This window comes from Methylophilus luteus (assembly GCF_042676265.1).
Lineage (GTDB): Bacteria > Pseudomonadota > Gammaproteobacteria > Burkholderiales > Methylophilaceae > Methylophilus > Methylophilus luteus.
The window spans coordinates 454,008-478,162 of the sequence record NZ_JBHTKB010000001.1 but is presented as its reverse complement, the minus strand read 5'-3'; the positions used below and the strand labels follow the sequence as shown (position 1 = coordinate 478,162).

Below are 24,155 nucleotides of genomic sequence, written 5' to 3'. Positions count from 1 at the left end.
GTCTCAGCATAGATCTGTTGCAGCCTGATCAGATTGATACAGGTCAAGCACTGCAGAAATACACTCAGGCGGGATAACACTCCTACATTATACAAGTTTATATAATATTAAAATGACAAAATAAGCTTTACTGGCATTATTTCCTTTTGGCGGGTGGTTTACGTGCGGGTTTAGTGCTTTTGGCGCGTGCAGTCTTAGCCACTTCACTGTCAGCGTCCAGCTCCTTCGCGCCGTTTTCAGCCAGGGCATCGCTCAGTTCTGGCGGCATCTCCTTATTTTTGCGTGAGCCGAATATATGTGAATAGGCCCATGTGAACTCAGCACCCACCAGGAAGATCTGCGCCGAGTAATAGATCCAGATCAACAATGCCAGCAATGAACCGGCAGCGCCATAGCCACTGGAGATCGCGCTTTTACCGATATAGATACCGATCAGCCATTTGCCGACCGTGAATAAGGCGGCGGTCAGCGTAGCGCCTATCCACACTTCGCTCCAGCGTATATTCACGCGCGGCATGATCTTGTAAATCATGGCGAACATGCCGGTGGTCAATAAAAAGCTGAAGATAAAGTTAAAAATACCTGCCACCACTATCCAGCCACCCAGTACCGGCGACCACCATTTACTCATGGCGGATAAACCGGCGCTGAACACCAGCGACACCATGAGCAGAAAGCCTATGCCCAGGATCATGCCAAACGAGAGCAGCCGCGCCCGCACTAGGTTCCAGATCCCGCTAGTCGTCACCACCGGCGCTTTCCAGATGCGGTCCAATGAGTTCTGTAACTCACCGAATACGCTAGTCGCCCCAACCAGTAACAAGACGATGCCGATCACGGTCGCCGTCACACCCTCTGCTGGCTGGCTGGTGCTTTCCAGCAGGGTCTGCACTGCCATGGCACCCTGCTCGCCCATCAGGTTATTCAACTGGCCGAAGATTTCGCCACGGGCGGCCTCCTGGCCAAAAATAATGCCGGTGATGGAAATGACTATGAGCAATAAGGGCGCGATGGAAAACATGGTGTAATAAGCCAGCGCCGCGCCCATGCTTTGCGCGTAATCATCACTCCAGGCGGTGAATGCACTTTTAATGAGTACCCAAACTTCTTTCATGGTCATCGTGTTCGCTTTGATTTTGTGAGTGAGGGGTGAGCACTAATCTGTGGTGATCAACGACGAGGTGCTGGGGGATGACGTCATGTCTTCCTACAAGATCAATTCATCCGGCGAGGTTTGCAGCTTGTCTGGCGGTTCGCCATGCAGACAATGTTCTAAATGCTGCAGGGCAGTGACTTTATCGTTGAATACGGAAAATGAGCGATCCGGGTGGGTCAGCAGGTAGCCCCACTGCGTATAGGCTTGCGCTGAGGTTTTGATGAACAACTCACTGAGGGCATAGCCCTGGCTCTCAAATAAGGGGGTGGCTGAGTCTGCCATATGCTACTCCTATGCTTGAAACGTAAACGGGGCCATAAAAGGCACCGTTTTATGCGGTGATGAGTGTGGCCCATCACAAGCAACGGTTTCAGGATAGCGTTTACGCTAGCGCTAAGGCATAAGTCACAGACGTATTCTGCTGTCAGAAATGACTGACGCAGCAAATATCAGGCATGGTGAAACTAGACCAAAGTTGCGGATGACTGATCAGGCGACTCGATAGCCTTTTTCATTTGCGCTTCCAGCTCTTGCTGCATTTTTTCAACCAGCTTCTGCTTATCTTCACCGCTCATGGACTCGAACTCTTCGGGCGAGATTCCATGCTTTTTCAGCCACAGATATTGCATCTTCTGTGCATCTGTCATTTTCATAAAATCACTGAGTTCCTGGTACGGGTCCTTGATACTCACTTTTTTGGAAGCGGATTCTGTCAGGAAAGTCTTACTGGCCGGCGTGCCTGGCTCTGTGGCTGCCAGGTCTGAACCGTCTGTATCTTTTTTAGCGAACCTGAGTTCGATATTGCCAGGCCCGGCCATACCGGCCGCATTGATATTATTGAAGTTCATGGTCACCCCCGTTATATTTTTTTACAGGGTAACTATTTTTGCAGCGATTAAAGCGTTGATTAAACAGAGAAAAACTGCTTATTTATTACGCAGATGCGAAGTGGCAATGCGCTAAACAGCCCCATCCCCTTAAAAACTCAGTGTCACTGTCTGCTGATTATCAACGAACACGGTACAACGCACATCGGTCCAGCGATCTGTCACCGGGTAGCCTATGCACGATGCATTGACCTTTTTATCCTTGTAAGTACCGCCGCCTATCACACCGGAAAAATTGTAGCTATCTACTGGCCTTCTGACGATCACCTTCTCGTTGCCTATCTGCACTGTTAGAAAAGCGCCGTGATATGCCCAGTCATTGCCATATTTTTCCAGCAGGCCGGTAATCTTGGTCGGCGCATCGTCGCCCTCAAATTGATAACTCTGGGTGGGCGCGACTTCGCGGTTCTTGACCTCAGGCGTACTGATACAGGCAGACACTGAAATCGTTAGCAGCAGAAGTAAAAGGGTTTTCATAAAGACTCCTGTTTATGACCCCATCATAGCAAAAAAAACCGCAGGCGCAAGCTTGCACTATCTTGCTGAAAAAAAACTTCAAAATTTAGGCAGACTCCTACATGTTTATCAGATATTTCTGTCTAGAAATTGCATGCATAGCACTCTATTTTAAGGGTTTAAGGAAGCACGGACTGCCATTCAATGTGAAAGGGGCTCTGCATGACTTTGAATCATGATGCACACAATTGCACTGCGCATTCTAAGCATCACGATGTAGAAGCCAGCGACCCTGAAACGACGTGCTTCAATCGCAGGCATACTGACAAAGCCGGGCAAGATGCCGACACCGGCAATCAGGATGCTTACAATCCGGACATCATATTTCCCGCGGCAAACAATGTAGAACAGGACATAGCTTCTGAGTTTTATCCGGAGATATATATCCCTTGAATAGAGATTTTTTAAATATCAGGCCAGATTGCAAGCGCAGCCATGTGAGCGCTACTGTATATATTTGCCTATTTCGTCTTCTTTCCTGACAGGCGCGGTGAAATCCAGTTTCATGGCTGACGGGTTGCTCTGCCAGGCGGGGCTGGAGAAAGTGCGTAAACAAGCCAGTGGGTTGGCAATATTGCCGGCGCTATCCTGCTTGCAGATATCCACTGCGGCAGTCATGCAGCGCGCACCATATTCAAAACTGGACCTGATCTTGTCCACACATACCGACTCACCTATCAGCGGGCTGGTTGCCGGGTCATCCATCTTTTGTTTGATCAGGTCATAGGCATTCAGTTTAGAGGTGACACAGTCTTTAAAAGCAGGGATATTGCCAGCATTGCGGTAATCATGGCAGGTATTCATCTCCTTGGATAACAGCAGTCTGGATGACTTAGCGAACCACGTGCTTTTTTCTGCGCCCGCACTGCAGGCGTAGGTGAGTAAGGTGAGTGCCAGAATCAGAGACTTCATGGTTTTTATATCCAGACTTGCATGCATAGATAATCAGCATACTAAAACGCCAGCGCCTGCTTGTATAGCAGGCTGTGTGCCCGCAGCCAGACAGACATTTTGATGCAGCTGCAGTTCCCTGCGCGTTTGAATGCAACAAATAGCATATCTTCACTCTTTCTTCAGCCTATGATTTTCAGACCACGCGCTAAAAGCGCACCCTCAGCACGGATATAAGATTGAACATGCACAGTGTTTACTGCAAGAATGCACGAAAACAGGGGGAGGGAAAAGCTGAGGGCTTCTGAACGTTAAAAACAAAAAAACCAGCTCATGAGCTGGTTTTCAAGTAATTGTACTGGTGCCCGGAGCCGGAATCGAACCGGCACACCTTGCGGCGAGGGATTTTAAGTCCCTTGTGTCTACCAGTTTCACCATCCGGGCGGTAGGTCTGACAAGCTGGATATTTTACCACCTTGAAAAGCTTTGCATAGCCTGACAGGCGTCGTGCTTGTGAGAAATTTGGAGCGGGAAACGAGTCTCGAACTCGCGACCTCAACCTTGGCAAGGTTGCGCTCTACCAACTGAGCTATTCCCGCATATCTGGAGGCGCGAGCCGGAGTCGAACCGGCCTAAACGGCTTTGCAGGCCGCGGCATAACCGCTTTGCTATCGCGCCAGAACCAACAACATAAAAACATCTTATGTTAAAAAGGGAAAGCTGTGCTTTCCCCTGAATTTGGAGCGGGAAACGAGTCTCGAACTCGCGACCTCAACCTTGGCAAGGTTGCGCTCTACCAACTGAGCTATTCCCGCGTATTTCCTTGCGCCATGCGTCGTAAGGAAGCTGGCATTTTAATGATTTTTGACCCTGTGTCAAGGAAGATTTATGAAAAAACCTGACTTTTAGCAGGATTGCTTTTTTAGATGGTTTCGCGGATGGCAGGCCAGGCTGCGCGCAGGTAATACCCCATGGAAATCAGGGTCAATAATGCAGCGATGACGATCAGCCATTCTCCTAACCATTGGATGTTTAATCCGAACAGCGGGTCGTACCAGAGTAATAAAGTAATGGCCAGCATTTGTGCGGCAGTTTTTACTTTACCCACCACGGCAACGGCGACATTGGCACTTTTACCTATGCTGGCCATCCATTCACGCAAAGCGCTGATGGCGATCTCGCGGCCTATGATGATCAGGGCGACCACTGCCCCTACCCGGTTGAGTTCCACCAGTACGATCAGCGCTGCAGCCACCATTAATTTATCGGCCACCGGGTCAAGAAAGGCGCCGAATTTGGACATTTGCTGGTATTTACGCGCCCAGTAACCATCCAGCCAGTCAGTAAAGGCGGCCAGGATAAAGACGGAGGCAGCGGCCAGGTTCACCCAGTGCGCAGGCAGGCCCTGGGCTGAAACGGCGTTGGCAGGCAGGTAGAATACGCCGACAAACACCGGGATCATGGCGATACGCAGTAAGGTGAGCAGGTTGGGGATAGTCCACATAGAGTTCTGTTTCTGATTGAGGTCGCTGGTAAGTACGTCGCTGGAGAAGGTTTAATGCAGGCGCTCGTATATGCTTTGCGCCAGCGCCTGGCTAATGCCTTCCACCTGGGCAATTTCATCTATGCTAGCACTTTTTATCCCATCCAGGCCACCAAAACGCATGAGCAGTGCCTTGCGCCGCTTGGCGCCTACACCTTCTATCTCCTCCAGACTGGAGGTGATACGCGCCTTGGCACGTTTGGCTCTATGGCCGGTGATGGCAAACCGGTGTGCTTCGTCACGGATCTGCTGCAACAGGTGCAGGCCTATGTTATCGGTGGGCAGATTGAGCATTTCGCCGGTATCGGAAAAGATCATGGTTTCCAGCCCCGGCCGGCGTTCTTCGCCTTTGGCGATGCCTACCAGCAGGATATCGTCCAGGCCGACTTCCTGCATGACTTCTATCGCCACACCTAACTGGCCTTTACCGCCATCGATAAATATCAGGTCGGGGCGTTTGCCCTCGCCTGCCGCCACTTTGCGGTAGCGCCTGGTCAAGACATCGCGCATGGCGGCATAATCATCGCCTGGCGTGATGCCAGTGATGTTATAGCGCCGGTATTCGCTGTTTTGCATATCGCCGCGGTCAAACACCACGCAGCTGCCTACGGTGGCCTCGCCCATGGTGTGGCTGATATCAAAGCATTCGATACGCTCTGTGGCTTCGGTCAGGTGCAGCGCTTCGCGCAATGCCAGCAGGCGTGCGTGCTGGTTGGCAGAGGTGGCCATACGTTGCTGCAAGGCCAGTTCGGCATTGGTCTGCGCCATTTTCAGCCAGACTTTTTTGTCGCCTATGGCATTGGTCAGCACGCGGATCTTGCGCCCGGCCTGCTCGCTGAGCACTTCCTCGAATTCGTCTTTATCGACTTCGGCCCCGCATACCAGCAATGGTGGCGTGTTCTGCGAGATGTAATATTGCGTGAGAAAGGCTTCTACGGTTTCCGTCAGCTCGGCGTCCTGGCTGTTCTTGGGGAAAAAGCTCTTATCGCCCAGATGGCGTCCGCCACGTATCATGACCAGGTTGATGCAGTGCTGGCCCTGGGCTTCGACACAGGCGATCACATCAGCGTCGCTGACACTGAAATCACTGACAAACTGCTTGGCCTGTACCTGGCGCAAGGCCTGCATGCGGTCGCGCAGGATGGCGGCATGTTCATACTCCATCTCGGCGGCGGCCTGGTTCATTTCATCGCCTATGGCATCGATCACTTCATTGGTTTTGCCGAGCAGGAACATGGCGGCATGCCGCACGTCATGCGCGTAATTCTCCTGCGAGATCAGGTCTACACAAGGCGCGGTACAACGTGCGATTTGGTATTGCAGGCAGGGGCGGGAGCGATTGGCAAAAACCGTATTCTCACAGGTGCGCAGTTTAAACACCTTTTGCAATAACTGTATGCTTTCGCGCACCGCCAGCGTATTAGGGAAAGGCCCAAAATACTGATGGCCTTTACGCTGCGTGCCTCTATGAAATGCCAGCCGGGGAAAAGCGTCGCCGGTGAGGCTGATATACGGGTAAGACTTGTCATCGCGGAACACCACGTTGTAACGCGGCATCAAGCCTTTGATCATATTGTTTTCCAGCAGCAAAGCTTCCGCCTCTGAGCGCGTCACTGTGGTTTCTATGCCCGCGATCTGCGACACCATCATTCTGGTTCGCGGGCTGTTGAGGTTTTTATTAAAGTAACTGGAAACCCGTTTTTTCAGGTCTTTGGCTTTGCCAACATAAATCACCGTGCTTTCCGCATTGAGCATGCGGTAAACACCGGGCAGATTGGGCAGGTTCTTCAGTATGGGTTTGCTATCAAACATGCGCGTATTTTACACGCATGTGCCCGGGTTTGAAGGTGTAGCTGTGAACGGCGTCAGCCCAGCAACTCGCCGCCTATCGCCCAATCTTCATAAGCCACCTCTTCAAATACAATGTAGGTGTAGTTGGCAGGTTTTTGCGCATGTCTGGTCAGGGTTTCGGTGATTTCCTTGGCGATCTGCTTCTTCTGCTCTTTAGTCACGGAACCTGCCAGTTTGATATTCACATAAGGCATGCTGATTCTCCTTCAGGTTAATGTGGTTGCTGATTAATGTGGGGGATGTCTAGTGCGTGTGACTTATGCTGCCGCGGCGTATGTCCCGGATCAGATTAAGGGTGACGGCCAGCAGCAATAGCGAGATCACGATAGACAATAGTGGGTCTATAGTCACCCAGCCGGTGAAATAAATCACCACGCCTGCCACTATGGCAGTGACTGAGCCCAGCAAATCACCCAGCACATGCAAAAAAGCCGCCCGGTGATTCAGACTGGCGTCACCACCATGGTGCTGGTGCTGATGATGCATATGTCTGGCCACATAGATATTCACCAGCAGGCCCAGAACGGCAATGATACTGACGTAGCCACCCGCCACCGGTAGCGGATTTCTGAACCGCTCTATGGCTTCTATGATGATCCACACCGCCACCACCAGCATGGACACGGCATTGACCATGGAAACCCGCAGTTCCAGCCGGCTGGCTGACTGGCTGTTACGCGCGTGCTGCGCCGCCCACATGGCCAGGCCCAGTGCCAGCACATCAAACAGCATGTGCCAGGCATCGCTTAACAGCGCCAGCGACTGGGTCCAGATGCCGCCGGCAAATTCAACCACTGCAAACGCGGTGATGGCCAGAAATGGGATCAGGAAAGGGTTGTCATGTGCATGCTCGCCATGCTCATCATGCGAATGGCCATGTTTTTCACTGTGTCCATGATGTTCTGAACAACCGCAATCATGGTGTTCAGAGTGTTCGGTGTGTGCTTTATCCATGCCTGCATGCTAATGCAATTTGGGTGGCGACTACAATAGGCCGGCAGAAAAATGCCCGCGGCCAGCACCGTATTGTGGCTTATAATAGCGGCTGTTCAAGAGCCCTGCCATGTTAAGTTACCGCCACGCCTTTCACGCCGGCAATCATGCCGATGTCCTCAAGCATTGGGTTTATAGCCTGGTGCTGGATTACTTTAACCAGAAAGATAAACCTTACTGGGTGATAGATACTCATGCCGGCGCCGGCATTTACCGCCTGGATAGCGCTGTGGCCAATAAAACGGCCGAGTATCTGGCCGGCATCGCCAAACTGCAGCAGGCCGCTGCGCCTGAGGCTTTTGCCAGCTACCTGCAAGCCATTGCAGCTACGCATGCCAGCAGCGGCCAAGATACCTACCCCGGCTCGCCCTGTATTGCCGACCATTTTTTAAGGGCTGACGATAAACTGCGTCTGTTTGAACTGCACCCTGCCGATGCAGCGTTGCTGGAACAGCAATTCAGCGCGAGAAAACGGCAGGTGGTGATACAGGCCAAAGACGGATTCGAGGGCATTAAAGCCTGTTTGCCGCCACCCAGCAAACGCGCAATGGTACTGATAGACCCACCTTATGAGGTCAAGGACGATTATATGCGGGTGGTGGATTGCATCAAAGACAGCCTGAAGCGCTTTGCTACTGGCACTTACCTAATCTGGTACCCGCGTTTACAGCGGCCAGAACCGCAACTGATGCTGGATAAACTGCGCAGCCTGAATACCGATTATCTGCATATCTGCCTCGATGTACAACAAGCCAGCAGCGACGGTTTTGGCATGCATGGCAGCGGCATGTGGGTGATCAACCCGCCCTGGACCCTGCGGCAATCAGTTGAACCGCAGCTGGACTGGCTGGCGCAGACCCTGGCACAGGACGCGCATGCGCGCGCCTGGTGTGAAGGCCAGCAACGCTAAGCCTTAATAGCGTATGCGTACGCGATGATTAAGCGCTGACGGCTCCCCTATACTGACGCTGAAACCGCTGACCGCGATGGTCTGCCGGGTGGCGGTCTGTATCCTGACCCGCCACTCGCCGGCAGTGACATTGCTTTTATAGGTATAGCCACGGTAGCCATTATCCCTGCCGCCCGCCAGTGAGAACCCCGGTGTAGACACGCTGACCCATTGCCCGCCCACTTTTCTCTGCCAGTCATGCACCAGCTTGGTACGCAAGCCTTGCGGCGCGAACACCGACGAAAAACAGACCAGTTTTTGCCCCGGTGCCAGGTAAAAATGATCATTATCCACGCGCCAGAAATTCCACCACGGCGATTTTTCTACCGTCATCCAGTAGCCCTGCTCTGACTTTTCCAGATCATAAGCGACCACCACCGCCTGTTTTACCAACGGCACCGGCGGGATCATATCGGCGCGGTAGGCCAGCATCAGCAGGCCTGCAATCGCCCACACCGGCCAGATACGCCCGGCATGGCGCGGTGCGCGCTGGTACAGCACATAGGTGATGGTGGCACCCAGCACCGTGCTCAGATAAAACCAGGCCGCATGCACACTGCCAAACAGAAAAGGGAAAGCAAAGTTGCACCACAGGATGGAACACAAGCCGAACATGCTCCAGCATAAACTCAGGCGCCGGTATTCACTTTCCATAAATTCGTTTGCCACCAGCAAGGCGCCTAACAGCAATGTCAGCACCCAGGCCAGGCCGTAACTGGAGCTTTTAAAATAGAGGATGAACAGCGCACTCAACACGCTGCCAAACAGAAACTGCAGTATCCAGTAAGGCCAGTCATGCACTGCCCAGCGCGACACATTGTTCTGCACCCACTGCCAGCCCAACAACCGCTCACCCACGCGCCGTGCACCAGTAGAAGGTTCAGCCAGCTGATACATCAGTATCGCCGCCATCAGCAGATATAAAGCAAAGATCACCATATCCAGCATGGCGACTTTTTTGCCTATGGTGATGGCATCCCAGACAAACCCGCCTATGAAAAACGAAATTGGCAGCACCGCCCGGGTGCGGTTCAGGCAACGGGAGAGAAAAGAGGCAGGGACAGGATCAGGTGTGGGGAGTGTGGGATCAGTCATTTTGAGGGCTAAAAATCAGCAAAGCATAGGCTTTTTTACCATATCCTGCAGTTACTGTCACTGCATAGCGTTTAAAAGGTAAACTTTCTTTGATTATCAAATCCAGCCTGTTAAACTTTAAGTTATCTTAAGATGCGTCCGTTATATATCTATAGAAAGATGCCTAATGACAGGCATCTAACCCGATATGACATAACTGCGGCCGCCATGAAGCATGCGTGATCTACTCAGACAAATAATTTATAAGTTAAACGAAATCAAATCTGTCAGCAATGAAACTGAACAGGCATTGATACGCGTTACCTTTGTCAGTTTTATCACGCTATATCTGCTATTCAATGGCAGCAGTTTTCAGCCGGTAGGCGTCTGTCTGATCTATCTGTGTTGCGGCTTTCTCATGCTGTTTAATATTCTGCGCAATCCGCAGAAAAATGAAAGACGGCAATGGATAGCCATGGTGATGGATATCACCGCCACCTCGGTGGAACAAATGATCTCCGGTGCCATGGCCGGCGTATTCATAGGCATCTATTTATGGCTGATCATAGGCTACGGCCTGCGTTATGGCACCAAGTTCTTCAAAGGCTGTTATGTACTCAGCCTGATCGGTTTCAGCATCACCTTATACCTTAACCCCTACTGGAACCAGCATCAGCACCTGGCTTATGGTTTTCTGCTGACTTTGCTGCTGATCCCACCGCATACCCTGCGCTTGCAGATCAGCCTGGAAAAAGCCACCAAACAAGCCGGCGAGGCCAATGAGGCCAAAACCAACTTCCTGTCCAATATAAGCCATGAAATGCGTACCCCGCTCAACGGCATTATTGGTGCCAGTGAGTTACTGGCGCAATCCAAGCTGGATAAAAAACAGTCCGAACTGTTGAAAATGGTTGGTGCCTCTGCCAGCAGCCTGAAAAAACTGATCAATGATGTGCTGGATATCAGCAAGATCGAGAAGGGCAAGATAGACCTGGAAGATATTCCATTCTATCTGCCCGACCTGATCCAGCGTTTGCAACTGATGTTCCAGATCGAGGTCGAGCGCAAACAACTATGGTTACGCTTTAATCTGGACCCTACGGTTGAACGCCATTATGTAGGCAGCATGCACCATATCGAGCAGGTACTGATGAACCTGGTGGCCAATGCCATCAAATTCACCCAGCACGGCGGCGTCGATGTCGTGGTCAGTGTGTCACAGCACTATGCCAATATGAGTGTGCTCAAATTCCATATCCGCGACACCGGCATAGGCATCAAGCCAGAAGCACTGCCACATATTTTTGACAGCTTCACCCAGGCAGACAGCAGCATCACCAGGCGTTATGGCGGCACTGGCCTGGGCACTTCTATCGCCAAGCAACTGGTCGAATTAATGGCCGGCAAGATCCAGGTCACCAGCGATGAGAGCAATGGCACCACATTTGAAGTGCTGTTGCCGCTGGCGCACGGCGAACCTTCTGCACAACATGTTTCAAATGAGGTCAATCTTGAAATGACTTCTAATGTTGTGCCGCTGAGCAGCCATACTCGTTTCCGCAAAAAGATACGCGTGCTGATCGCCGACGACAATGTGGTCAACCGCATGATACTCAATGAAACATTGCAGCGCATGCATTGCGTGGTGAAGGCCGCTGACAATGGCGACGAGGCGCTGGATGCACTGGAACACAACCAGTTTGACCTGATGATACTCGATTACAACATGCCGGAAATGAATGGCCTGGAAGTGTTCAATATCTATCACGCCCTGCCAGGTAGCAAACCGCTACGCACAGTGATACTCACCGCGGATGCCACCAAGACCACCCAGGACCGCTGCCTGAGCGCCGGTGTTTACCAAGTGCTGACCAAGCCGGTGATCTCGCGGCAGATCCAAAGCCTGATAGAAGCCATTGCGCAGACCATAGAAACGGGCACCGGCGACAAACCGGCCAGCAAACCGGCGACGCGTGTCGCGCGCGCAGCCGCAGCGCAAAGCCTGCTCAACACCAGCAGCCCGCGCACTGAGCTTACCACTGAAAAAATAGCCAGCATGACCCCGCACAGCGAACCGCTGCTGGACAATGACCGTATGGAGCATTTATTGAAACTGGGTGGCAGTGAAGCCTTCTTGTACCGACTGATCACCGAGTTTATTGAAACGACCGATGACATGATACGCGCCCTGGGCACCGAATGCCTGGACCTTAAATTCGAGCACGTGCATAAACTGGCGCACACCCTGGCCGGGGAGTCTGCCAATATGGGGCTGATCCCGCTCAGCAAGCACAGCCGTCGCCTGCTAGGCTTAAGTATGGAAGATGCCCAAACCATTTCCGGCCTTTATCAAGCCGTTGTTGATGTCTATGAAGAAACGCGTACGCAACTGCAGCATTATCGCAGCAAGCTTTCTTCCAAACGTTCAAACAAATGACAGGGCATCTGCGGTCTTAAGCATCAATAGCGTACGCTGGCACTATTGATTCACTGCATGGTGCTGCACCATTTGCATGTCGCTCACTTGTGCGTTCGCCGGTGTGATGTCGTGCCTGGCTTGTGCATCCTGGCCTGCCACTTCCTGTTCAGGGAACAAACGCGACTGGGCACGATAAAAACGGTCCATCACTTTCAGATCGCGCTCAGTCAGGCGCAAAGCATTTTCCACCCATACATTGACGATATCTTCCAGCTCACTATAGGTGAGCGGGTTGATCCTGGCCTTGGCTTTCTGCGCGGATAAAAAGCCTTCTGACTGGCGGCTGTTTTTCTGGATAAAGGCCTGCACTGCCTGTTCGCCCTCTCCTTCATCGACCACCACATCTATCAGGCCCATTTCCAGGCACTGCTCGGCAGTAAAGCGCTCGCAACCCAGTATCATTTTATCGGCCACGGCCATGCCGGCTTTGCGCGCGATAAAGCTATAAGCGCCCATGCCGGGGATCATGTTAAAAAATAATTCCGGGAAGCAAAATACAGCCTGCCGCTCTGCGATCAGCACATCACTGGTCAATGCCGCTTCTATACCCGCGCCCAGCACTTCGCCCTGCAATAAGGATATTTTGGTGACATGCTCAAGATTGAAACGGAATGCGCGCTGCGCCACCACATCTATGCTCAGCTTGGCATAAGCCTGTAACTGCGCCCTGTCCTGGTTGCGTATCGCCAGCGCCATCTTTTGCAGATCGCCACCCATATTGAAATAGCCTGCGGTAGCCGATGCAAAAATGGAATACTTGATAGGCAGCACTTCCTGGTCGGCTGTTTGTACATAGCCGCCGCTACGCTGTATGTCTTCGTGATGGCTATGCAGGTTGAGCAACAACTCGTGGTTGATGCAAGGAATGCGCTGCGGTTGATGCAGATAGCTCCATAAAGCCTGTTGCTTGGCATCAAAACGGCAGAATACCTGACCATAATCATGTGCCAGTAAACGATGTTGATAATTAACTAATCCTTGGTCAAACGGTGTCATGTGTTTCTCCTTAGCAGTGAAAAAAATAGTCAATGAAATCAGCATAATGTGCTGCATATCCAGCAAAATATTTACGCCAATGAACACATCATAATCAAAACTAGGAACAGTACTACGAGTTTTACAGTTGCAAGGATACGTTCTGATTGCAAACAAAAAAGGGAGCCTGAGCTCCCTTTTATCTGCCACCTAAAACCGCTTATGCAGTCTCTTGGATAGGAATGATTTTTTTCACATTCTGTAGCGAATCCGCATACTGTGTCATTTGGTCAAAATTGAGGTATTTATAGATCTCTGCCGTATTGGTCAGCCGGGTGCCCAGGGTGTCCAGATACTCCTGCACCGATGGCATCCTGCCCAGCTTGGCGCACACTGCCGCCAGCTCAGCCGAGCCCAGGTAGACGCGGGCGTCCTTACCCATACGGTTATCAAAGTTACGGGTAGAGGTAGAGAACACCGTGGCCTTGTCGGCGACACGCGCCTGATTACCCATACACAAGGAACAACCAGGGATCTCGGTACGCGCACCGGCAACGCCAAAGGTGGAATACACGCCCTCGGCGCGTAATTGCGCTTCATCCATACGCGTAGGCGGTGCGATCCACAAGCGGGTAGGAATACCGCCCGCCCCTTCCAGCACCTTGCCTGCGGCACGGTAATGGCCGATATTGGTCATGCAGCTGCCGATAAACACTTCATCGATCTTGTCACCCACCACGGCAGATAAAGGTTTGATATCGTCCGGGTCATTCGGGCAAGCCACCAGTGGCTCGGTGATATCCTTGAGGTCTATCTCTATGATATGCGCATATTCGGCATCGCTATCCGGCTGTAATAACTCCGGTTTCGCCAGCCAGGCTTTCATGCTGGCGATGCGACGCTCCAGCGTGCGCGCATCGGCATAACCGTTTTCTATCATGTTCTGCATCAACACGATATTGGAGTTCAGGAATTCGATCACCGGCTCTTTGTTCAGCAATACGGTACAACCGTTGGCCGAACGCTCAGCCGACGCATCAGCCAGTTCAAACGCCTGTTCCACTTTCAGGTCCGGCAAGCCTTCTATCTCCAGCACGCGGCCATTGAATACATTTTTCTTGCCTTGCTTGCCTACGGTCAAAGTACCTTCCTTGATCGCCGCGTAAGGGATGGCATTGACCAGGTCACGCAAGGTGATACCAGGCTGCATCTCGCCTTTGAAACGCACCAGTACCGATTCCGGCATATCCAGTGGCATGGCACCAGTGGCAGCGGCAAACGCAACCAGGCCAGAACCGGCCGGAAAGCTGATGCCTATAGGGAAACGCGTATGCGAGTCACCGCCAGTACCCACAGTATCCGGCAAAATCAAACGGTTGAGCCAGGAGTGGATCACGCCATCGCCGGCGCGCAGGCTGACGCCACCACGGCTGGACATGAATTCAGGCAATTCGTGCTGCAGCTTGATATCCACCGGTTTGGGGTAAGCCGCAGTGTGGCAGAAACTCTGCATGACCAGGTCGGCACTAAAGCCCAGGCAAGCCAGTTCTTTCAGTTCGTCACGCGTCATACCGCCAGTGGTGTCCTGTGAACCCACCGTGGTCGCTTTAGGCTCGCAATAGGTGCCAGGGCGCACGCCTAAGCCTTCAGGCAAACCACAGGCACGGCCCACCATTTTTTGCGCCAGCGTATAGCCTTTGCCGGTATCCTTGGCCGGGATAGCTTTGATGAACACTTCTGTTTCCGGCAGGTTGAGAGCTTTGCGCGCATTCGCAGTCAGGCCGCGGCCTATGATCAGCGGGATACGGCCACCGGCACGCACTTCGTCGGGCAAGGTGATAGGGTTCATTTCAAATGTGGCCAGCAGCGCCCCGGATTCGGACAATACTTTGCCTGCATATGGCTGGATGACGATCACATCACCGGTATTCAGGCCGGAGACATCACACTGGATAGGCAATGCACCGGAGTCTTCAGCGGTGTTAAAGAAGATAGGCGCGATCTTGCTGCCTATGACTACGCCACCGGTACGCTTGTTGGGGATGAACGGGATATCGTCACCCATCCACCACTGTACCGAGTTGATCGCCGATTTACGCGAAGAACCGGTGCCGACCACATCACCCACATAAGCCAGTGGCAAGCCTTTTTGCTTGAGGCTGGCAATAGTGGCCAGGCCATCGCTCATGCGATTCACCAGCATGGCTTTGGCATGCAGGGGGATATCCGGGCGGCTCCAGGCGTCTTGTGCCGGGCTTAAGTCATCGGTATTGGTTTCACCTTCGAGCTTGAACACCACCAGCTTGATCTCTTCTGCCAGTGCCGGCTTGCTGGTGAACCACTCCGCATTGGCCCAGGAGGTGATCAGGGCCTTGGCATGCGGGTTACCTGCCTTCATTTTTTCGTCAACGTCGTGAAACGCATCAAACATCAGGATGGTGGTAGAAAGTGCTTTCACAGCATGTGGCGCCAACGCTGTGTCCAGCAATGCGACCAAAGCCTGCACGTTATAACCACCCAGCATGGTGCCCAGCAATTCCACGGCCTTTTCAGCGCTGACCAGAGGCGAACTGGCAGTGCCATTCGCCACATCAGCCAGAAAAGCTGCTTTCACATAAGCCGCCTGATCCACGCCGGCAGGAATACGGTTTTCAAGCAGATCAACCAGCAAAGCCTCCTGGCCTGCGGGCGGGCTTTTCAATAGCTCGACCAATGCAGCGACTTGCTCGGCATTGAGTGGTAAGGGAGGCAGGTTTTGCGCGGCGCGTTCTTTAACGTGGGTATCGTATGCTTGTAACATGTGATCTAGGCTCTATCAATAAAACAAAGTCGGAGGGGATGGGCTGGCGATCTCTTGCAGCAAGAGTGCTATCGTCTAACCGAGAGATTTCTTCTCGTTTGATTATAATCCAGTCCATCCGTCAGAATGTTAATTGCTTGTAACATTCCATTAATTGGTCAAAATGACAGCCGCCGACCGCATCAAAATAACACCATGATGCACCATCAGCGTGCACTGTCGCTATATAACTGTTTGGCAAATGGGGTGCTACAGCTTTTGCCGTAAGCAGCCGATTCCCACTTATCCAGTAATTCTTTCTGGTAGCCTTTACCGTGCTGTTTTTCCAGATAGACACGTACCTCAAACACATCAGCAAAGCCATTGTGATCGGTGTCCATCAAGGCCACCTGATCCTCCAGCGTTGGCCCGATATATTGGCCATTACTGTCGGTAAAATACTCCAGGGCTGACTCGGCATGTGCGGCTACACCGACAACGCATAAAAAGCTGCCATATAGCAGTGCCAGCCAGACCACCCCATGTTTCATTTTTATCATACTCACTCCACCTATCCGCTTAGTAGTATGACGAATAATTCATGAATTCGTGCACAGACTCTGTGATTTATCTCACATTCGTTTTAGATGTCTGCAGCAAGATTCATACCGCCACCAAGGCAATTTTCTTCTTCCACTCTGCCGGGCCGGTGTTATGCACCGATGTACCATCGGCACTGACCGCCACCGTTACCGGCATATCGACCACGTCAAATTCATAGATGGCTTCCATGCCCAGGTCTGCAAACGCCAGCACGCGGGATTTTTTAATCGCTTTGCTGACCAGGTAAGCAGCGCCACCGACAGCCATTAAATACACAGACTTGTGCCTGGCAATTTCTGCTAACGCCTGTTCACCACGTTCAGCTTTACCGATAGAGCCTAGCAAGCCAGTATTCAGCATTATGTCGGTATAGCTATCCATACGCGTCGCCGTGGTCGGGCCGGCCGGGCCGACCGCTTCATCACGCACGGCGTCGACCGGGCCTACGTAGTAGATAAAGCGGTTATTGAAATCTACCGGCAAGGGCTCGCCCTTATCCAGCATGGTTTTGATGCGTTTGTGTGCCGCATCCCTGCCGGTCAATATCTTGCCGGTCAACAGCAGGGTATCGCCGTTTTTCCAGCTTTGTGTGTCTGAACGGGTCACCGTTTCCAGGTTTACGCGTTTGGCCTGCGGGCTGGGTGCCCAGTGCACATCGGGGTAGGCATCGGCCGCAGGCGGCGTCAATTCGGCCACACCAGAACCATCGAGCGTAAAATGCACATGCCGCGTGGCTGCGCAGTTAGGGATGATGGCGACCGGCAGACTGGCGGCATGGGTAGGATAATCGAGTATCTTCACATCCAGCACCGTGGTCAGGCCACCCAGGCCTTGCGCACCTATGCCCAGTTGATTGACCTTTTCATAGAGTTCCAGCCGTAACTCTTCAATGCGGGTCTGCGCGCCCCTGGCCTGTAACTCCTGGATATCGATAGGCTGCATCAATGACTCTTTGGCCAGCAACACGGCTTTTTCTGCGCTGCCGCCTATGCCTATGCCCAGCATGCCGGGCGGGCACCAGCCGGCGCCCATTTCCGGCACCACTTTCAGCACCCAGTCGACTATGCTGTCATTAGGGTTGAGCATGGCCAGTTTGGATTTATTCTCAGAACCGCCGCCTTTAGCCGCGATCTGGATATCCACACTATCACCGGCGACCATTTCTACATGGGTGATGGCAGGCGTATTGTCTTTGGTGTTCTTGCGGCTGCCTGCCGGGTCATTGACGATAGAAGCACGCAAGGTATTCTCAGGGTGCAGGTAAGCACGGCGCACGCCTTCGTTCACCATTTCTTCCAGCGTCATATCGCCTTCAAAACGCGCCTGCATGCCGACTTTGACAAACGCCACCACGATGCCGGTGTCCTGGCACAAGGGGCGCTTGCCTTCGGCACACATGCGCGAGTTGGTCAGTATCTGCGCGATCGCATCCCTGGCAGGTGCTGACGCCTCTTTTTCATAAGCCGCAGCCAGCGCCCGGATATAGTCTTCCGGGTGGTAGTAAGAGATATATTGCAGGGCATCTGCAACACTCTCTATAAAATCCTGGGTCTTGATCAGGGCCATGGTCTATAGGTGCTCTTGAAAATATTTTTATCGTTAGCGGGCGCTGCTTTTGGTATAGGCAATCGCCGGGCCAACATCTTTTCGTAGGATTTTACCATTTTTGGTGCGTGGAAATTCCTTTGCCAGGTAAACTGTTTTTGGTGCCTTATAGGCAGCCAGATGTTTTTTACCAAAAGCGATCAGCTCATCCGCCTGCACTTCGCTCTCTGGTTTAGGGATCACATAAATCACAACCAGTAATTTATCCTTCTCCAATTCTTCACCTACTGCAGCGCAATCTGCCACAGCCGGATGGCCTTTATACACGCGCTCGATTTCATAAGGTGACACGCGATAGCCGAAGCTCTTGATAATGTCATCCTTGCGACCCAGAAACCAGATATAGCCATCAGCATCGTACTTGGCATAATCCCCGGTAAAGAAATAACCATTATGCTTATATTTGGCGGTCTCTTCCGGTAAATTCCAGTAGCTCAGGAATAAACCAGGATCATGATCCGGCACGCAAATCATGCCCTCCTCGCCTTCAGCCACCGGCTCAAGCGTTTCCGGATTCAGTAGCGCGATCTCGTGGCCAGGCTGCGGAAAACCTGCCGAGCCAGCCCGGATCGGCCGGTAAATGCTTTGTGACAAGTAGTAAGAAAATTCACTCATGCCTACCGCTTCATAAATATCCAGGCCGAAACGATCACGCCATTGCGTCAGGACTTCATCAGACAAGTGTTCGCCAGCACTCATAAAGTGGCGCACACTAGGCACATCAGCCTGTGTTGAACTGGTTTTTTGCAGCAACTGGCGATAAATGGTCGGTACACCAATAAAAATGGTGGCTTTATGCTTAGCTATCAAGTCCAGCCATTTTTGTGCATCATTTTTCCCCTCATGCACGATCACGGTTTTACCCAGATAAAGCGGATCCATCAGCCCGGTACCTAATACATAGGTCCAGTTAAACTTGCCTGAATGCATGATGCGGTCTTGCAACTGGTCGCTGTAGTTAAACCAGTACTCCGCTGCCGGCTGGCGGCCTAACAAAGCCCGATGCGTGTGCAATACGCCTTTTGGATAGCCAGTCGTACCTGAGGTATAAACTAAATAAGCAGCGTCTTCAGCATGTGTTTCATACGCAGGCTCTATATTTTTCACCGCTGTGAGTGCGGCATCCAGTGACAACACATTGAAACCTTCAACGGGTGTGATTTCACCAGTCAGCTGGGTCAAAAGAATATGTTTCAAGTTAGGCGTCTGCGCAATATTGCTTTGCATCCTGGCAGACATGCCAGTCCATGCCGCAGCATCAGTCACCAACACCACTGCACCGGAATCTTTGGCCAGATAAGCCACTTCTTCAGCAGTCAGCAAAGTAGAAGTAGGAACAGAAATAGCTCCTGTTTTCATGGTGCCTAAGAAGGCAATCGGATAATCCAGGCTGTTAGGTAAGCGTATCAGTACACGGTCGCCAGGTTGCACGCCCAAATCACGTAACACCTGTGCAAAGCGATCTGTTTGCGTGGCCAGTTGCGCAAAACTGATGCTGCTAGTTCCGAAAGTGTCATCCTCCACTATCATGGCGATCTCGCCTGCCGTAGCAGTGCCCAGATGGCGGTCGCTGCAAGCGACACCGATATTGAATCGCTCGGGGATATCCCACTGCCACCTGGGGTAAGGCGCTAACTGTGTCATCTCAAAACCTTTCCTCGATCTTTAAGCATGCAGGGTTGCTGTCACGCGTCGCAAGCATTTCTTTTGAAAATACTCTTAAAATCTGTCTATATATCGCACTACTAGCAACTGACTTCAAAATTCAGAATTTAGCGATGAAGTGCTAGGCGCACAGCGCGCAGAAAGCGGAATGTACATAAGTACATGAGCATTTCGAGCACTGCGCAACAACGCAATTCGCGCTAAAAATGAATTTTTATAACAGGATGCCGTAGGGCCAGTTTTGGCGTACTACTTGCGCCGGCATCAACTGCAGCACATGCAGCGCAAATTCCATGTCACTGGTCTTCAATGCCCTTAAGGCATGCGCGCGCAACAAAGTCTGCAAAGCTTTGCCAAACATGGGCGGGTCCAGCATCTCACCATCAAACTTGATCGCACCACCAAGCAAGGCATCCGCTTCTATCGCCGCCTGCAAGATCGCCACTTTCTGGTTGATCTCGGTCGGTGACGGGGTATAGGCGGTTTTACACAAGTGGATATGGCCGGGATGTATCACCTGCTTGCCGGTCAGGCCCATGGCGGCTTCCTGGCAGGCATGCTTGTACACCACGCGTGACTCGTTATCGCCATGCAGATCCAGCCAGCGGCGCACATCATGTGGCTCTACAAACTTGTCCGGCATGATATTGCTGCCTATCAACGTTTCTACGCCGCCTATTACGCCTTTACCGGCTATCCTGGCTTCAAAGATCAGCTGGTTGATAAAGTAAAACAGTTCTTCTATCCAGTGTTCGGGCGTGATGTGTATGCCCAGCGCCTTGGAGAAGTCATGGATACCGAAAACCACATGCCTGACGGTGTCGTACTGCATCAGGTCAGGCGCGATCTTGAGTGACTTAGGGTGCTCTATGATGGGCTGTATGGTGATGTGCGGATTCACGCTGATCAGAAAACTGGATAGATCGCGCACTTCTGCCGCGCCATACGATTCACCGGCTTTAGCCAGCATCACCACATCGATATATTCGCTCATGTCGCGTACCAGCTTCATGTCCTCTTCGTACTCATCAGTACGGAAAGAGTTGGCACGGATGGCGATAGTCACGCGCTCGTTGACCTTGCGCAGTTTGGGCAGCTCCTGGCGCAACAGGGTGCGGCTCATCTCCTTTTGCCGGCAGCCATCTTCAAGGTCAAAGATCAGGGTATGCGCATTGGTGAAATGCGCGTGCTTGACCATGCGGTTGGCCGCCTGCTCCATATCCTCATAAATGCCCAGGCTGGGTGCGTATTTCACCGGTGGGTAATAGAGCTGTATGCCCGGCCAGTAATCGCCGAGGGCACTGGCGTCCAGCGTGATCGGCTCTTCGCCCATATGCTGACTCATGCCGCCTCCTGTTCTGCCGATGGTCGGCTTAGTCTTAGTTTTTGCAACACGGCGGCGTGCTCTGCCGCCAGTGCTGTGATCATTGCGGCCTGCGTGCCTGTTTCTTGTATCAAGTCCCAAAACACGTTATCCGGCAACTCCAGCAACAGATCCAGCTGCGCCATTTCTGCCAGGGTCAGGCCGTTGAAATGCTCGCTGACAAAGCGCTGCAAGACGATATCCAGCTCCAGCATGCCACGCCGGCAGCGCCAGGCCAGTCGCCGTTGTTCTGCTTCACGTAAGATTTCTGCATTTAACATGGTCTGCCCCCTATAGCACTTTAATGCCAAAGATCTTTTTACCCGCTGCAGGCGGTTTTTGCGCTTTGACGCTTTCTATCTTCAGGTCTTTGATCGCCGCGATGGCCGCATTCGGGTTGAGTTTTTTCGGGCAGACATCGGTACAGTTCATGATGTTGTGGCAACGGTATAAACGGTAAGGGTCTTCCAGGTTTTCCAGGCGTGCCTGTTGCTCCTGGTCGCGGCTATCGGCAATAAAGCGGTAGGCTTGCATCAGGCCGGCCGGGCCGACGAATTTGTCCGGGTTCCACCAGAAGCTGGGGCAAGAGGTGGTACAGGCGCCGCACAAGATACATTCATACAGGCCATCCAGTTTGGCGCGGTCCTGCGGGCTTTGCAGGCGCTCGGTCTCTGGCGGCGTGTCATGGTTCTGCAGATAGGGCATCACCGAATGATAGTGGTCAAAAAACTGCGTCATATCGACCACCAGGTCGCGTATCACCGGCAGGCCAGGCATTGGGCGCAACACCACCGGTTCTTGCAGCGTTTCCAGCTTGGTGATACAGGCCAGGCCATTCTTGCCATTGATGTTCATGGCGTCAGAGCCACACACACCCTCGCGGCAGGATTTACGCATGCTTAGGGTGTCGTCGACCTGCTTCAGGCGCATCAGCGCGTCTAGCAGCATCTGGTCACTGTCTTCAAGTGCGATGTCGTAATCCTGCATATAGGGCTTTTTGTCTACGTCCGGATTAAAGCGGTAGATGGAAAAACGCATATCAATACACCCTTTTCTTCAACTCAAAGGACTCAACGCTGAGTGGTTTTAAACGGACCGGCTTGTAAACCAGCTTTTGTTCACCGGCAAAATACAGTGAGTGACTCAGCCATTTGGCATCATCACGCTCGGGATGATCTTCACGTGCATGTGCGCCGCGGCTTTCCTGGCGCGCATGCGCGGCATGCATGGTCGCCACTGCCACCTGCATCAGGTTATCCAGCTCCAGCGCTTCTACGCGTGCGGTGTTGAAAACCTTGCTTTTATCGTTGATACGCAGGTGTTGCGCCCGCCCGGCCACCTCGGCGATGGCGTTGACACCAGCTTGCAGCAGGTCAGGAAAGCGGAACACGCCACTGTGTTTTTGCATGGCCTGGCGCATGGCATCGCCGGTCAGCGCCACATTCTCACCGGCGCTGGCGCTTTCCAGGCGGTTGACGCGCGCCAGGGTCGCTTCTGCCGCATCAGCCGGCAAGGGCTTGTGCGCTTTGGCACTGCCTATATCGGCCGCCATTTTGTCACCGGCGGCTTTGCCAAACACCACCAGGTCCAGCAAAGAGTTGGAGCCTAAGCGATTGGCACCGTGTACCGAGACACAGGCACATTCACCTACCGCATACAGGCCCTGCACCACACGTTCAGACTGCCCGTCATGCACCACCACCTGGCCATCCAGATTGGTGGGGATACCGCCCATCATGTAATGCGCAGTCGGTACCACCGGGATAGGATGGCTGATAGGGTCAACCCCGGCAAAGGTTTTGGCTATTTCGCGTATACCCGGCAGGCGTTTACTGATGATGTCTTCACCCAGATGATCGAGCTTGAGGTAAACCGCATCCTTATGTTTGCCTATGCCGCGGCCCTGCTTGATTTCGGTCGCCATCGCGCGCGACACCACGTCACGGCTGGCCAGGTCTTTGGCTGTGGGTGCATAACGCTCCATAAAGCGCTCGCCTTCGCTGTTGACCAGGTAGCCACCTTCGCCACGCACGCCTTCAGTGATCAGCACGCCGGCATTGAGCACCCCGGTCGGGTGAAACTGCCAGAACTCCATATCCTGCAACGGTAAACCGGCACGCGCCGCCATGCCCAGACCATCGCCGGTATTGATAAAGGCATTGGTGCTGGCCTGGAAGATTCGGCCACCGCCGCCGGTGGCAAGCATGGTTGCCTTGGCATGGATGACGTGGATATCACCGGTTTCGATTTCCAGCGCGATCACGCCCAGCACATCGCCGTCGCTGTCGCGGATCAGGTCCAGCGCGAACCATTCGATGAAAAACTGGGTATTGGCTTTGACATTGCGCTGGTACAAGGTATGCAGCATGGCATGTCCGGTACGGTCAGCCACGGCACAGGTGCGCGAGATCGGCTGCTCGCCAAAGTTGCGTGTCATGCCGCCAAACGGGCGCTGGAAGATACGGCCGTTTTCCAGCCGGTCGAACGGCATGCCAAAATGTTCCAGCTCGATAATGGCTTTGGCAGCATTACGGCACATAAACTCAATGGCATCCTGGTCGCCCAGGTAATCCGAGCCTTTGATGGTGTCATACATATGCCACAGCCAGTTGTCGTCAGAGACATTGCCCAGTGCCGCGGCAATGCCGCCTTGTGCCGCCACCGTGTGTGAGCGGGTAGGAAACACTTTGGACAGCACGGCCACATCCGCCCCTGACTCGGCCAGCTGCAAGGCAGCGCGCAAGCCGGCACCGCCACCACCGATGATGACGGCATCTACCTGGTGATACTGTAATTCGCTTGCTACTGTCATATGTTTAAACCGGC

The 24,155-nt window shown here is 52.8% G+C and carries 22 protein-coding genes and 4 tRNA genes; 3 read left to right on the top strand and 23 right to left on the bottom strand.

Annotated elements, in window-relative coordinates; translation table 11 throughout:
• Positions 1-136: 136 nt before the first annotated feature.
• The 4 genes from ACFQ1Z_RS02065 to ACFQ1Z_RS02050 form a co-directional block, all read right to left on the bottom strand.
• Positions 137-1,120, bottom strand: a complete 984-nt coding sequence (locus tag ACFQ1Z_RS02065; protein ID WP_379055140.1) for a YihY/virulence factor BrkB family protein — start codon at positions 1,118-1,120, stop codon at positions 137-139.
• Between the two features lie 87 nt (positions 1,121-1,207).
• A complete protein-coding gene (locus ACFQ1Z_RS02060) occupies positions 1,208-1,438 on the bottom strand; it encodes a hypothetical protein (protein WP_379055138.1) in 231 nt (76 codons plus the stop codon).
• 182 nt (positions 1,439-1,620) lie between these two features.
• On the bottom strand, positions 1,621-2,004 hold the full coding sequence (locus ACFQ1Z_RS02055) for a hypothetical protein (protein WP_379055136.1): 384 nt from the start codon (positions 2,002-2,004) through the stop codon (positions 1,621-1,623).
• A gap of 129 nt (positions 2,005-2,133) precedes the next feature.
• On the bottom strand, positions 2,134-2,520 hold the full coding sequence (locus ACFQ1Z_RS02050) for a hypothetical protein (RefSeq protein WP_379055134.1): 387 nt from the start codon (positions 2,518-2,520) through the stop codon (positions 2,134-2,136).
• A gap of 201 nt (positions 2,521-2,721) precedes the next feature.
• Here ACFQ1Z_RS02050 and ACFQ1Z_RS02045 point away from each other — a divergent pair, with 201 nt between their 5' ends.
• Positions 2,722-2,952: a hypothetical protein gene (locus ACFQ1Z_RS02045; RefSeq protein ID WP_379055132.1), complete on the top strand. Its 231-nt coding sequence runs from the start codon at positions 2,722-2,724 to the stop codon at positions 2,950-2,952.
• Positions 2,953-3,003: 51 nt separating this feature from the next.
• Here the strand turns inward: ACFQ1Z_RS02045 and ACFQ1Z_RS02040 are convergent, their stop codons facing one another.
• The 9 genes from ACFQ1Z_RS02040 to ACFQ1Z_RS02000 all read right to left on the bottom strand — a co-directional run bounded on the left by ACFQ1Z_RS02040 (position 3,004) and on the right by ACFQ1Z_RS02000 (position 7,798).
• Complete coding sequence (locus ACFQ1Z_RS02040) at positions 3,004-3,471, bottom strand: hypothetical protein (protein WP_379055130.1); 468 nt, start codon at positions 3,469-3,471, stop codon at positions 3,004-3,006.
• Positions 3,472-3,809: 338 nt separating this feature from the next.
• Positions 3,810-3,894, bottom strand: a tRNA-Leu gene (locus tag ACFQ1Z_RS02035).
• Positions 3,895-3,973: 79 nt separating this feature from the next.
• A tRNA-Gly gene (locus ACFQ1Z_RS02030) sits at positions 3,974-4,049 on the bottom strand.
• A gap of 5 nt (positions 4,050-4,054) precedes the next feature.
• Positions 4,055-4,128: transfer RNA gene (locus tag ACFQ1Z_RS02025), tRNA-Cys, on the bottom strand.
• Between the two features lie 61 nt (positions 4,129-4,189).
• Positions 4,190-4,265: transfer RNA gene (locus ACFQ1Z_RS02020), tRNA-Gly, on the bottom strand.
• 107 nt (positions 4,266-4,372) lie between these two features.
• Positions 4,373-4,954 carry a CDP-diacylglycerol--glycerol-3-phosphate 3-phosphatidyltransferase gene (gene pgsA, locus ACFQ1Z_RS02015; RefSeq protein ID WP_379055128.1) on the bottom strand — a complete coding sequence of 194 codons (582 nt, stop codon included), beginning with the start codon at positions 4,952-4,954 and terminating at the stop codon, positions 4,373-4,375.
• Positions 4,955-5,005: 51 nt separating this feature from the next.
• Complete coding sequence (uvrC, locus tag ACFQ1Z_RS02010) at positions 5,006-6,805, bottom strand: excinuclease ABC subunit UvrC (RefSeq protein WP_379055126.1); 1,800 nt, start codon at positions 6,803-6,805, stop codon at positions 5,006-5,008.
• 53 nt (positions 6,806-6,858) lie between these two features.
• Complete coding sequence (locus ACFQ1Z_RS02005; RefSeq protein ID WP_379055124.1) at positions 6,859-7,038, bottom strand: tautomerase family protein; 180 nt, start codon at positions 7,036-7,038, stop codon at positions 6,859-6,861.
• A gap of 49 nt (positions 7,039-7,087) precedes the next feature.
• The gene (locus ACFQ1Z_RS02000) at positions 7,088-7,798 is read right to left on the bottom strand and encodes a cation diffusion facilitator family transporter (protein ID WP_379055122.1); all 711 of its coding nucleotides are present in this window, start codon (positions 7,796-7,798) and stop codon (positions 7,088-7,090) included.
• 109 nt (positions 7,799-7,907) lie between these two features.
• On the opposite strand from ACFQ1Z_RS02000, the gene ACFQ1Z_RS01995 reads away from it, so the two are divergent.
• Complete coding sequence (locus ACFQ1Z_RS01995; protein ID WP_379055120.1) at positions 7,908-8,747, top strand: 23S rRNA (adenine(2030)-N(6))-methyltransferase RlmJ; 840 nt, start codon at positions 7,908-7,910, stop codon at positions 8,745-8,747.
• Between the two features lie 3 nt (positions 8,748-8,750).
• Here ACFQ1Z_RS01995 and ACFQ1Z_RS01990 read toward each other — a convergent pair whose 3' ends face one another.
• Positions 8,751-9,881, bottom strand: a complete 1,131-nt coding sequence (locus tag ACFQ1Z_RS01990; protein WP_379055118.1) for a DUF2914 domain-containing protein — start codon at positions 9,879-9,881, stop codon at positions 8,751-8,753.
• 289 nt (positions 9,882-10,170) lie between these two features.
• Between ACFQ1Z_RS01990 and ACFQ1Z_RS01985 the strand changes: the two genes are divergently transcribed.
• Complete coding sequence (locus ACFQ1Z_RS01985; RefSeq protein ID WP_379055116.1) at positions 10,171-12,297, top strand: ATP-binding protein; 2,127 nt, start codon at positions 10,171-10,173, stop codon at positions 12,295-12,297.
• A 42-nt stretch (positions 12,298-12,339) separates the two neighbouring features.
• Here ACFQ1Z_RS01985 and ACFQ1Z_RS01980 read toward each other — a convergent pair whose 3' ends face one another.
• From ACFQ1Z_RS01980 to sdhA, 9 genes are all read right to left on the bottom strand, one after another.
• Positions 12,340-13,335 carry a crotonase/enoyl-CoA hydratase family protein gene (locus tag ACFQ1Z_RS01980; RefSeq protein ID WP_379055114.1) on the bottom strand — a complete coding sequence of 332 codons (996 nt, stop codon included), beginning with the start codon at positions 13,333-13,335 and terminating at the stop codon, positions 12,340-12,342.
• A gap of 199 nt (positions 13,336-13,534) precedes the next feature.
• Positions 13,535-16,114 (bottom strand): bifunctional aconitate hydratase 2/2-methylisocitrate dehydratase, encoded by a 2,580-nt coding sequence (gene acnB, locus ACFQ1Z_RS01975; protein WP_379055112.1) that lies wholly within the window; start codon positions 16,112-16,114, stop codon positions 13,535-13,537.
• A 206-nt stretch (positions 16,115-16,320) separates the two neighbouring features.
• Entirely contained in the window at positions 16,321-16,653 is a 333-nt protein-coding gene (locus ACFQ1Z_RS01970; protein ID WP_379055110.1) for a hypothetical protein, read from the bottom strand.
• 103 nt (positions 16,654-16,756) lie between these two features.
• Positions 16,757-18,262, bottom strand: coding sequence for a fumarate hydratase (locus ACFQ1Z_RS01965; RefSeq protein WP_379055108.1), 1,506 nt, complete (start codon positions 18,260-18,262; stop codon positions 16,757-16,759).
• A 33-nt stretch (positions 18,263-18,295) separates the two neighbouring features.
• Positions 18,296-19,945 carry an acyl-CoA synthetase gene (locus ACFQ1Z_RS01960; RefSeq protein ID WP_379055106.1) on the bottom strand — a complete coding sequence of 550 codons (1,650 nt, stop codon included), beginning with the start codon at positions 19,943-19,945 and terminating at the stop codon, positions 18,296-18,298.
• Between the two features lie 235 nt (positions 19,946-20,180).
• A complete protein-coding gene (locus tag ACFQ1Z_RS01955; protein ID WP_379055104.1) occupies positions 20,181-21,311 on the bottom strand; it encodes an HpcH/HpaI aldolase/citrate lyase family protein in 1,131 nt (376 codons plus the stop codon).
• Positions 21,308-21,610: an FAD assembly factor SdhE gene (locus ACFQ1Z_RS01950; RefSeq protein WP_379055102.1), complete on the bottom strand. Its 303-nt coding sequence runs from the start codon at positions 21,608-21,610 to the stop codon at positions 21,308-21,310. The genes ACFQ1Z_RS01955 and ACFQ1Z_RS01950 overlap by 4 nt, the downstream gene beginning before the upstream one ends.
• A 10-nt stretch (positions 21,611-21,620) precedes the next feature.
• Positions 21,621-22,367, bottom strand: coding sequence for a succinate dehydrogenase iron-sulfur subunit (locus tag ACFQ1Z_RS01945; protein WP_379055100.1), 747 nt, complete (start codon positions 22,365-22,367; stop codon positions 21,621-21,623).
• A 1-nt stretch (position 22,368) separates the two neighbouring features.
• Positions 22,369-24,141: a succinate dehydrogenase flavoprotein subunit gene (gene sdhA, locus ACFQ1Z_RS01940; RefSeq protein ID WP_379055098.1), complete on the bottom strand. Its 1,773-nt coding sequence runs from the start codon at positions 24,139-24,141 to the stop codon at positions 22,369-22,371.
• Between the last annotated feature and the right edge of the window lie 14 nt (positions 24,142-24,155).

What these genes read in the sequence shown, in the direction of transcription:
- ACFQ1Z_RS02065 (WP_379055140.1), bottom strand. Translation starts at nt 1,120, where the DNA reads ATGACCATGAAAGAAGTTTGGGTACTCATTAAAAGTGCATTCACCGCC.
- ACFQ1Z_RS02060 (WP_379055138.1), bottom strand. Translation starts at nt 1,438, where the DNA reads ATGGCAGACTCAGCCACCCCCTTATTTGAGAGCCAGGGCTATGCCCTC.
- ACFQ1Z_RS02055 (WP_379055136.1), bottom strand. Translation starts at nt 2,004, where the DNA reads ATGAACTTCAATAATATCAATGCGGCCGGTATGGCCGGGCCTGGCAAT.
- ACFQ1Z_RS02050 (WP_379055134.1), bottom strand. Translation starts at nt 2,520, where the DNA reads ATGAAAACCCTTTTACTTCTGCTGCTAACGATTTCAGTGTCTGCCTGT.
- ACFQ1Z_RS02045 (WP_379055132.1), top strand. Translation starts at nt 2,722, where the DNA reads ATGACTTTGAATCATGATGCACACAATTGCACTGCGCATTCTAAGCAT.
- ACFQ1Z_RS02040 (WP_379055130.1), bottom strand. Translation starts at nt 3,471, where the DNA reads ATGAAGTCTCTGATTCTGGCACTCACCTTACTCACCTACGCCTGCAGT.
- pgsA (WP_379055128.1), bottom strand. Translation starts at nt 4,954, where the DNA reads ATGTGGACTATCCCCAACCTGCTCACCTTACTGCGTATCGCCATGATC.
- uvrC (WP_379055126.1), bottom strand. Translation starts at nt 6,805, where the DNA reads ATGTTTGATAGCAAACCCATACTGAAGAACCTGCCCAATCTGCCCGGT.
- ACFQ1Z_RS02005 (WP_379055124.1), bottom strand. Translation starts at nt 7,038, where the DNA reads ATGCCTTATGTGAATATCAAACTGGCAGGTTCCGTGACTAAAGAGCAG.
- ACFQ1Z_RS02000 (WP_379055122.1), bottom strand. Translation starts at nt 7,798, where the DNA reads ATGGATAAAGCACACACCGAACACTCTGAACACCATGATTGCGGTTGT.
- ACFQ1Z_RS01995 (WP_379055120.1), top strand. Translation starts at nt 7,908, where the DNA reads ATGTTAAGTTACCGCCACGCCTTTCACGCCGGCAATCATGCCGATGTC.
- ACFQ1Z_RS01990 (WP_379055118.1), bottom strand. Translation starts at nt 9,881, where the DNA reads ATGACTGATCCCACACTCCCCACACCTGATCCTGTCCCTGCCTCTTTT.
- ACFQ1Z_RS01980 (WP_379055114.1), bottom strand. Translation starts at nt 13,335, where the DNA reads ATGACACCGTTTGACCAAGGATTAGTTAATTATCAACATCGTTTACTG.
- acnB (WP_379055112.1), bottom strand. Translation starts at nt 16,114, where the DNA reads ATGTTACAAGCATACGATACCCACGTTAAAGAACGCGCCGCGCAAAAC.
- ACFQ1Z_RS01970 (WP_379055110.1), bottom strand. Translation starts at nt 16,653, where the DNA reads ATGATAAAAATGAAACATGGGGTGGTCTGGCTGGCACTGCTATATGGC.
- ACFQ1Z_RS01965 (WP_379055108.1), bottom strand. Translation starts at nt 18,262, where the DNA reads ATGGCCCTGATCAAGACCCAGGATTTTATAGAGAGTGTTGCAGATGCC.
- ACFQ1Z_RS01960 (WP_379055106.1), bottom strand. Translation starts at nt 19,945, where the DNA reads ATGACACAGTTAGCGCCTTACCCCAGGTGGCAGTGGGATATCCCCGAG.
- ACFQ1Z_RS01955 (WP_379055104.1), bottom strand. Translation starts at nt 21,311, where the DNA reads ATGAGTCAGCATATGGGCGAAGAGCCGATCACGCTGGACGCCAGTGCC.
- ACFQ1Z_RS01950 (WP_379055102.1), bottom strand. Translation starts at nt 21,610, where the DNA reads ATGTTAAATGCAGAAATCTTACGTGAAGCAGAACAACGGCGACTGGCC.
- ACFQ1Z_RS01945 (WP_379055100.1), bottom strand. Translation starts at nt 22,367, where the DNA reads ATGCGTTTTTCCATCTACCGCTTTAATCCGGACGTAGACAAAAAGCCC.
- sdhA (WP_379055098.1), bottom strand. Translation starts at nt 24,141, where the DNA reads ATGACAGTAGCAAGCGAATTACAGTATCACCAGGTAGATGCCGTCATC.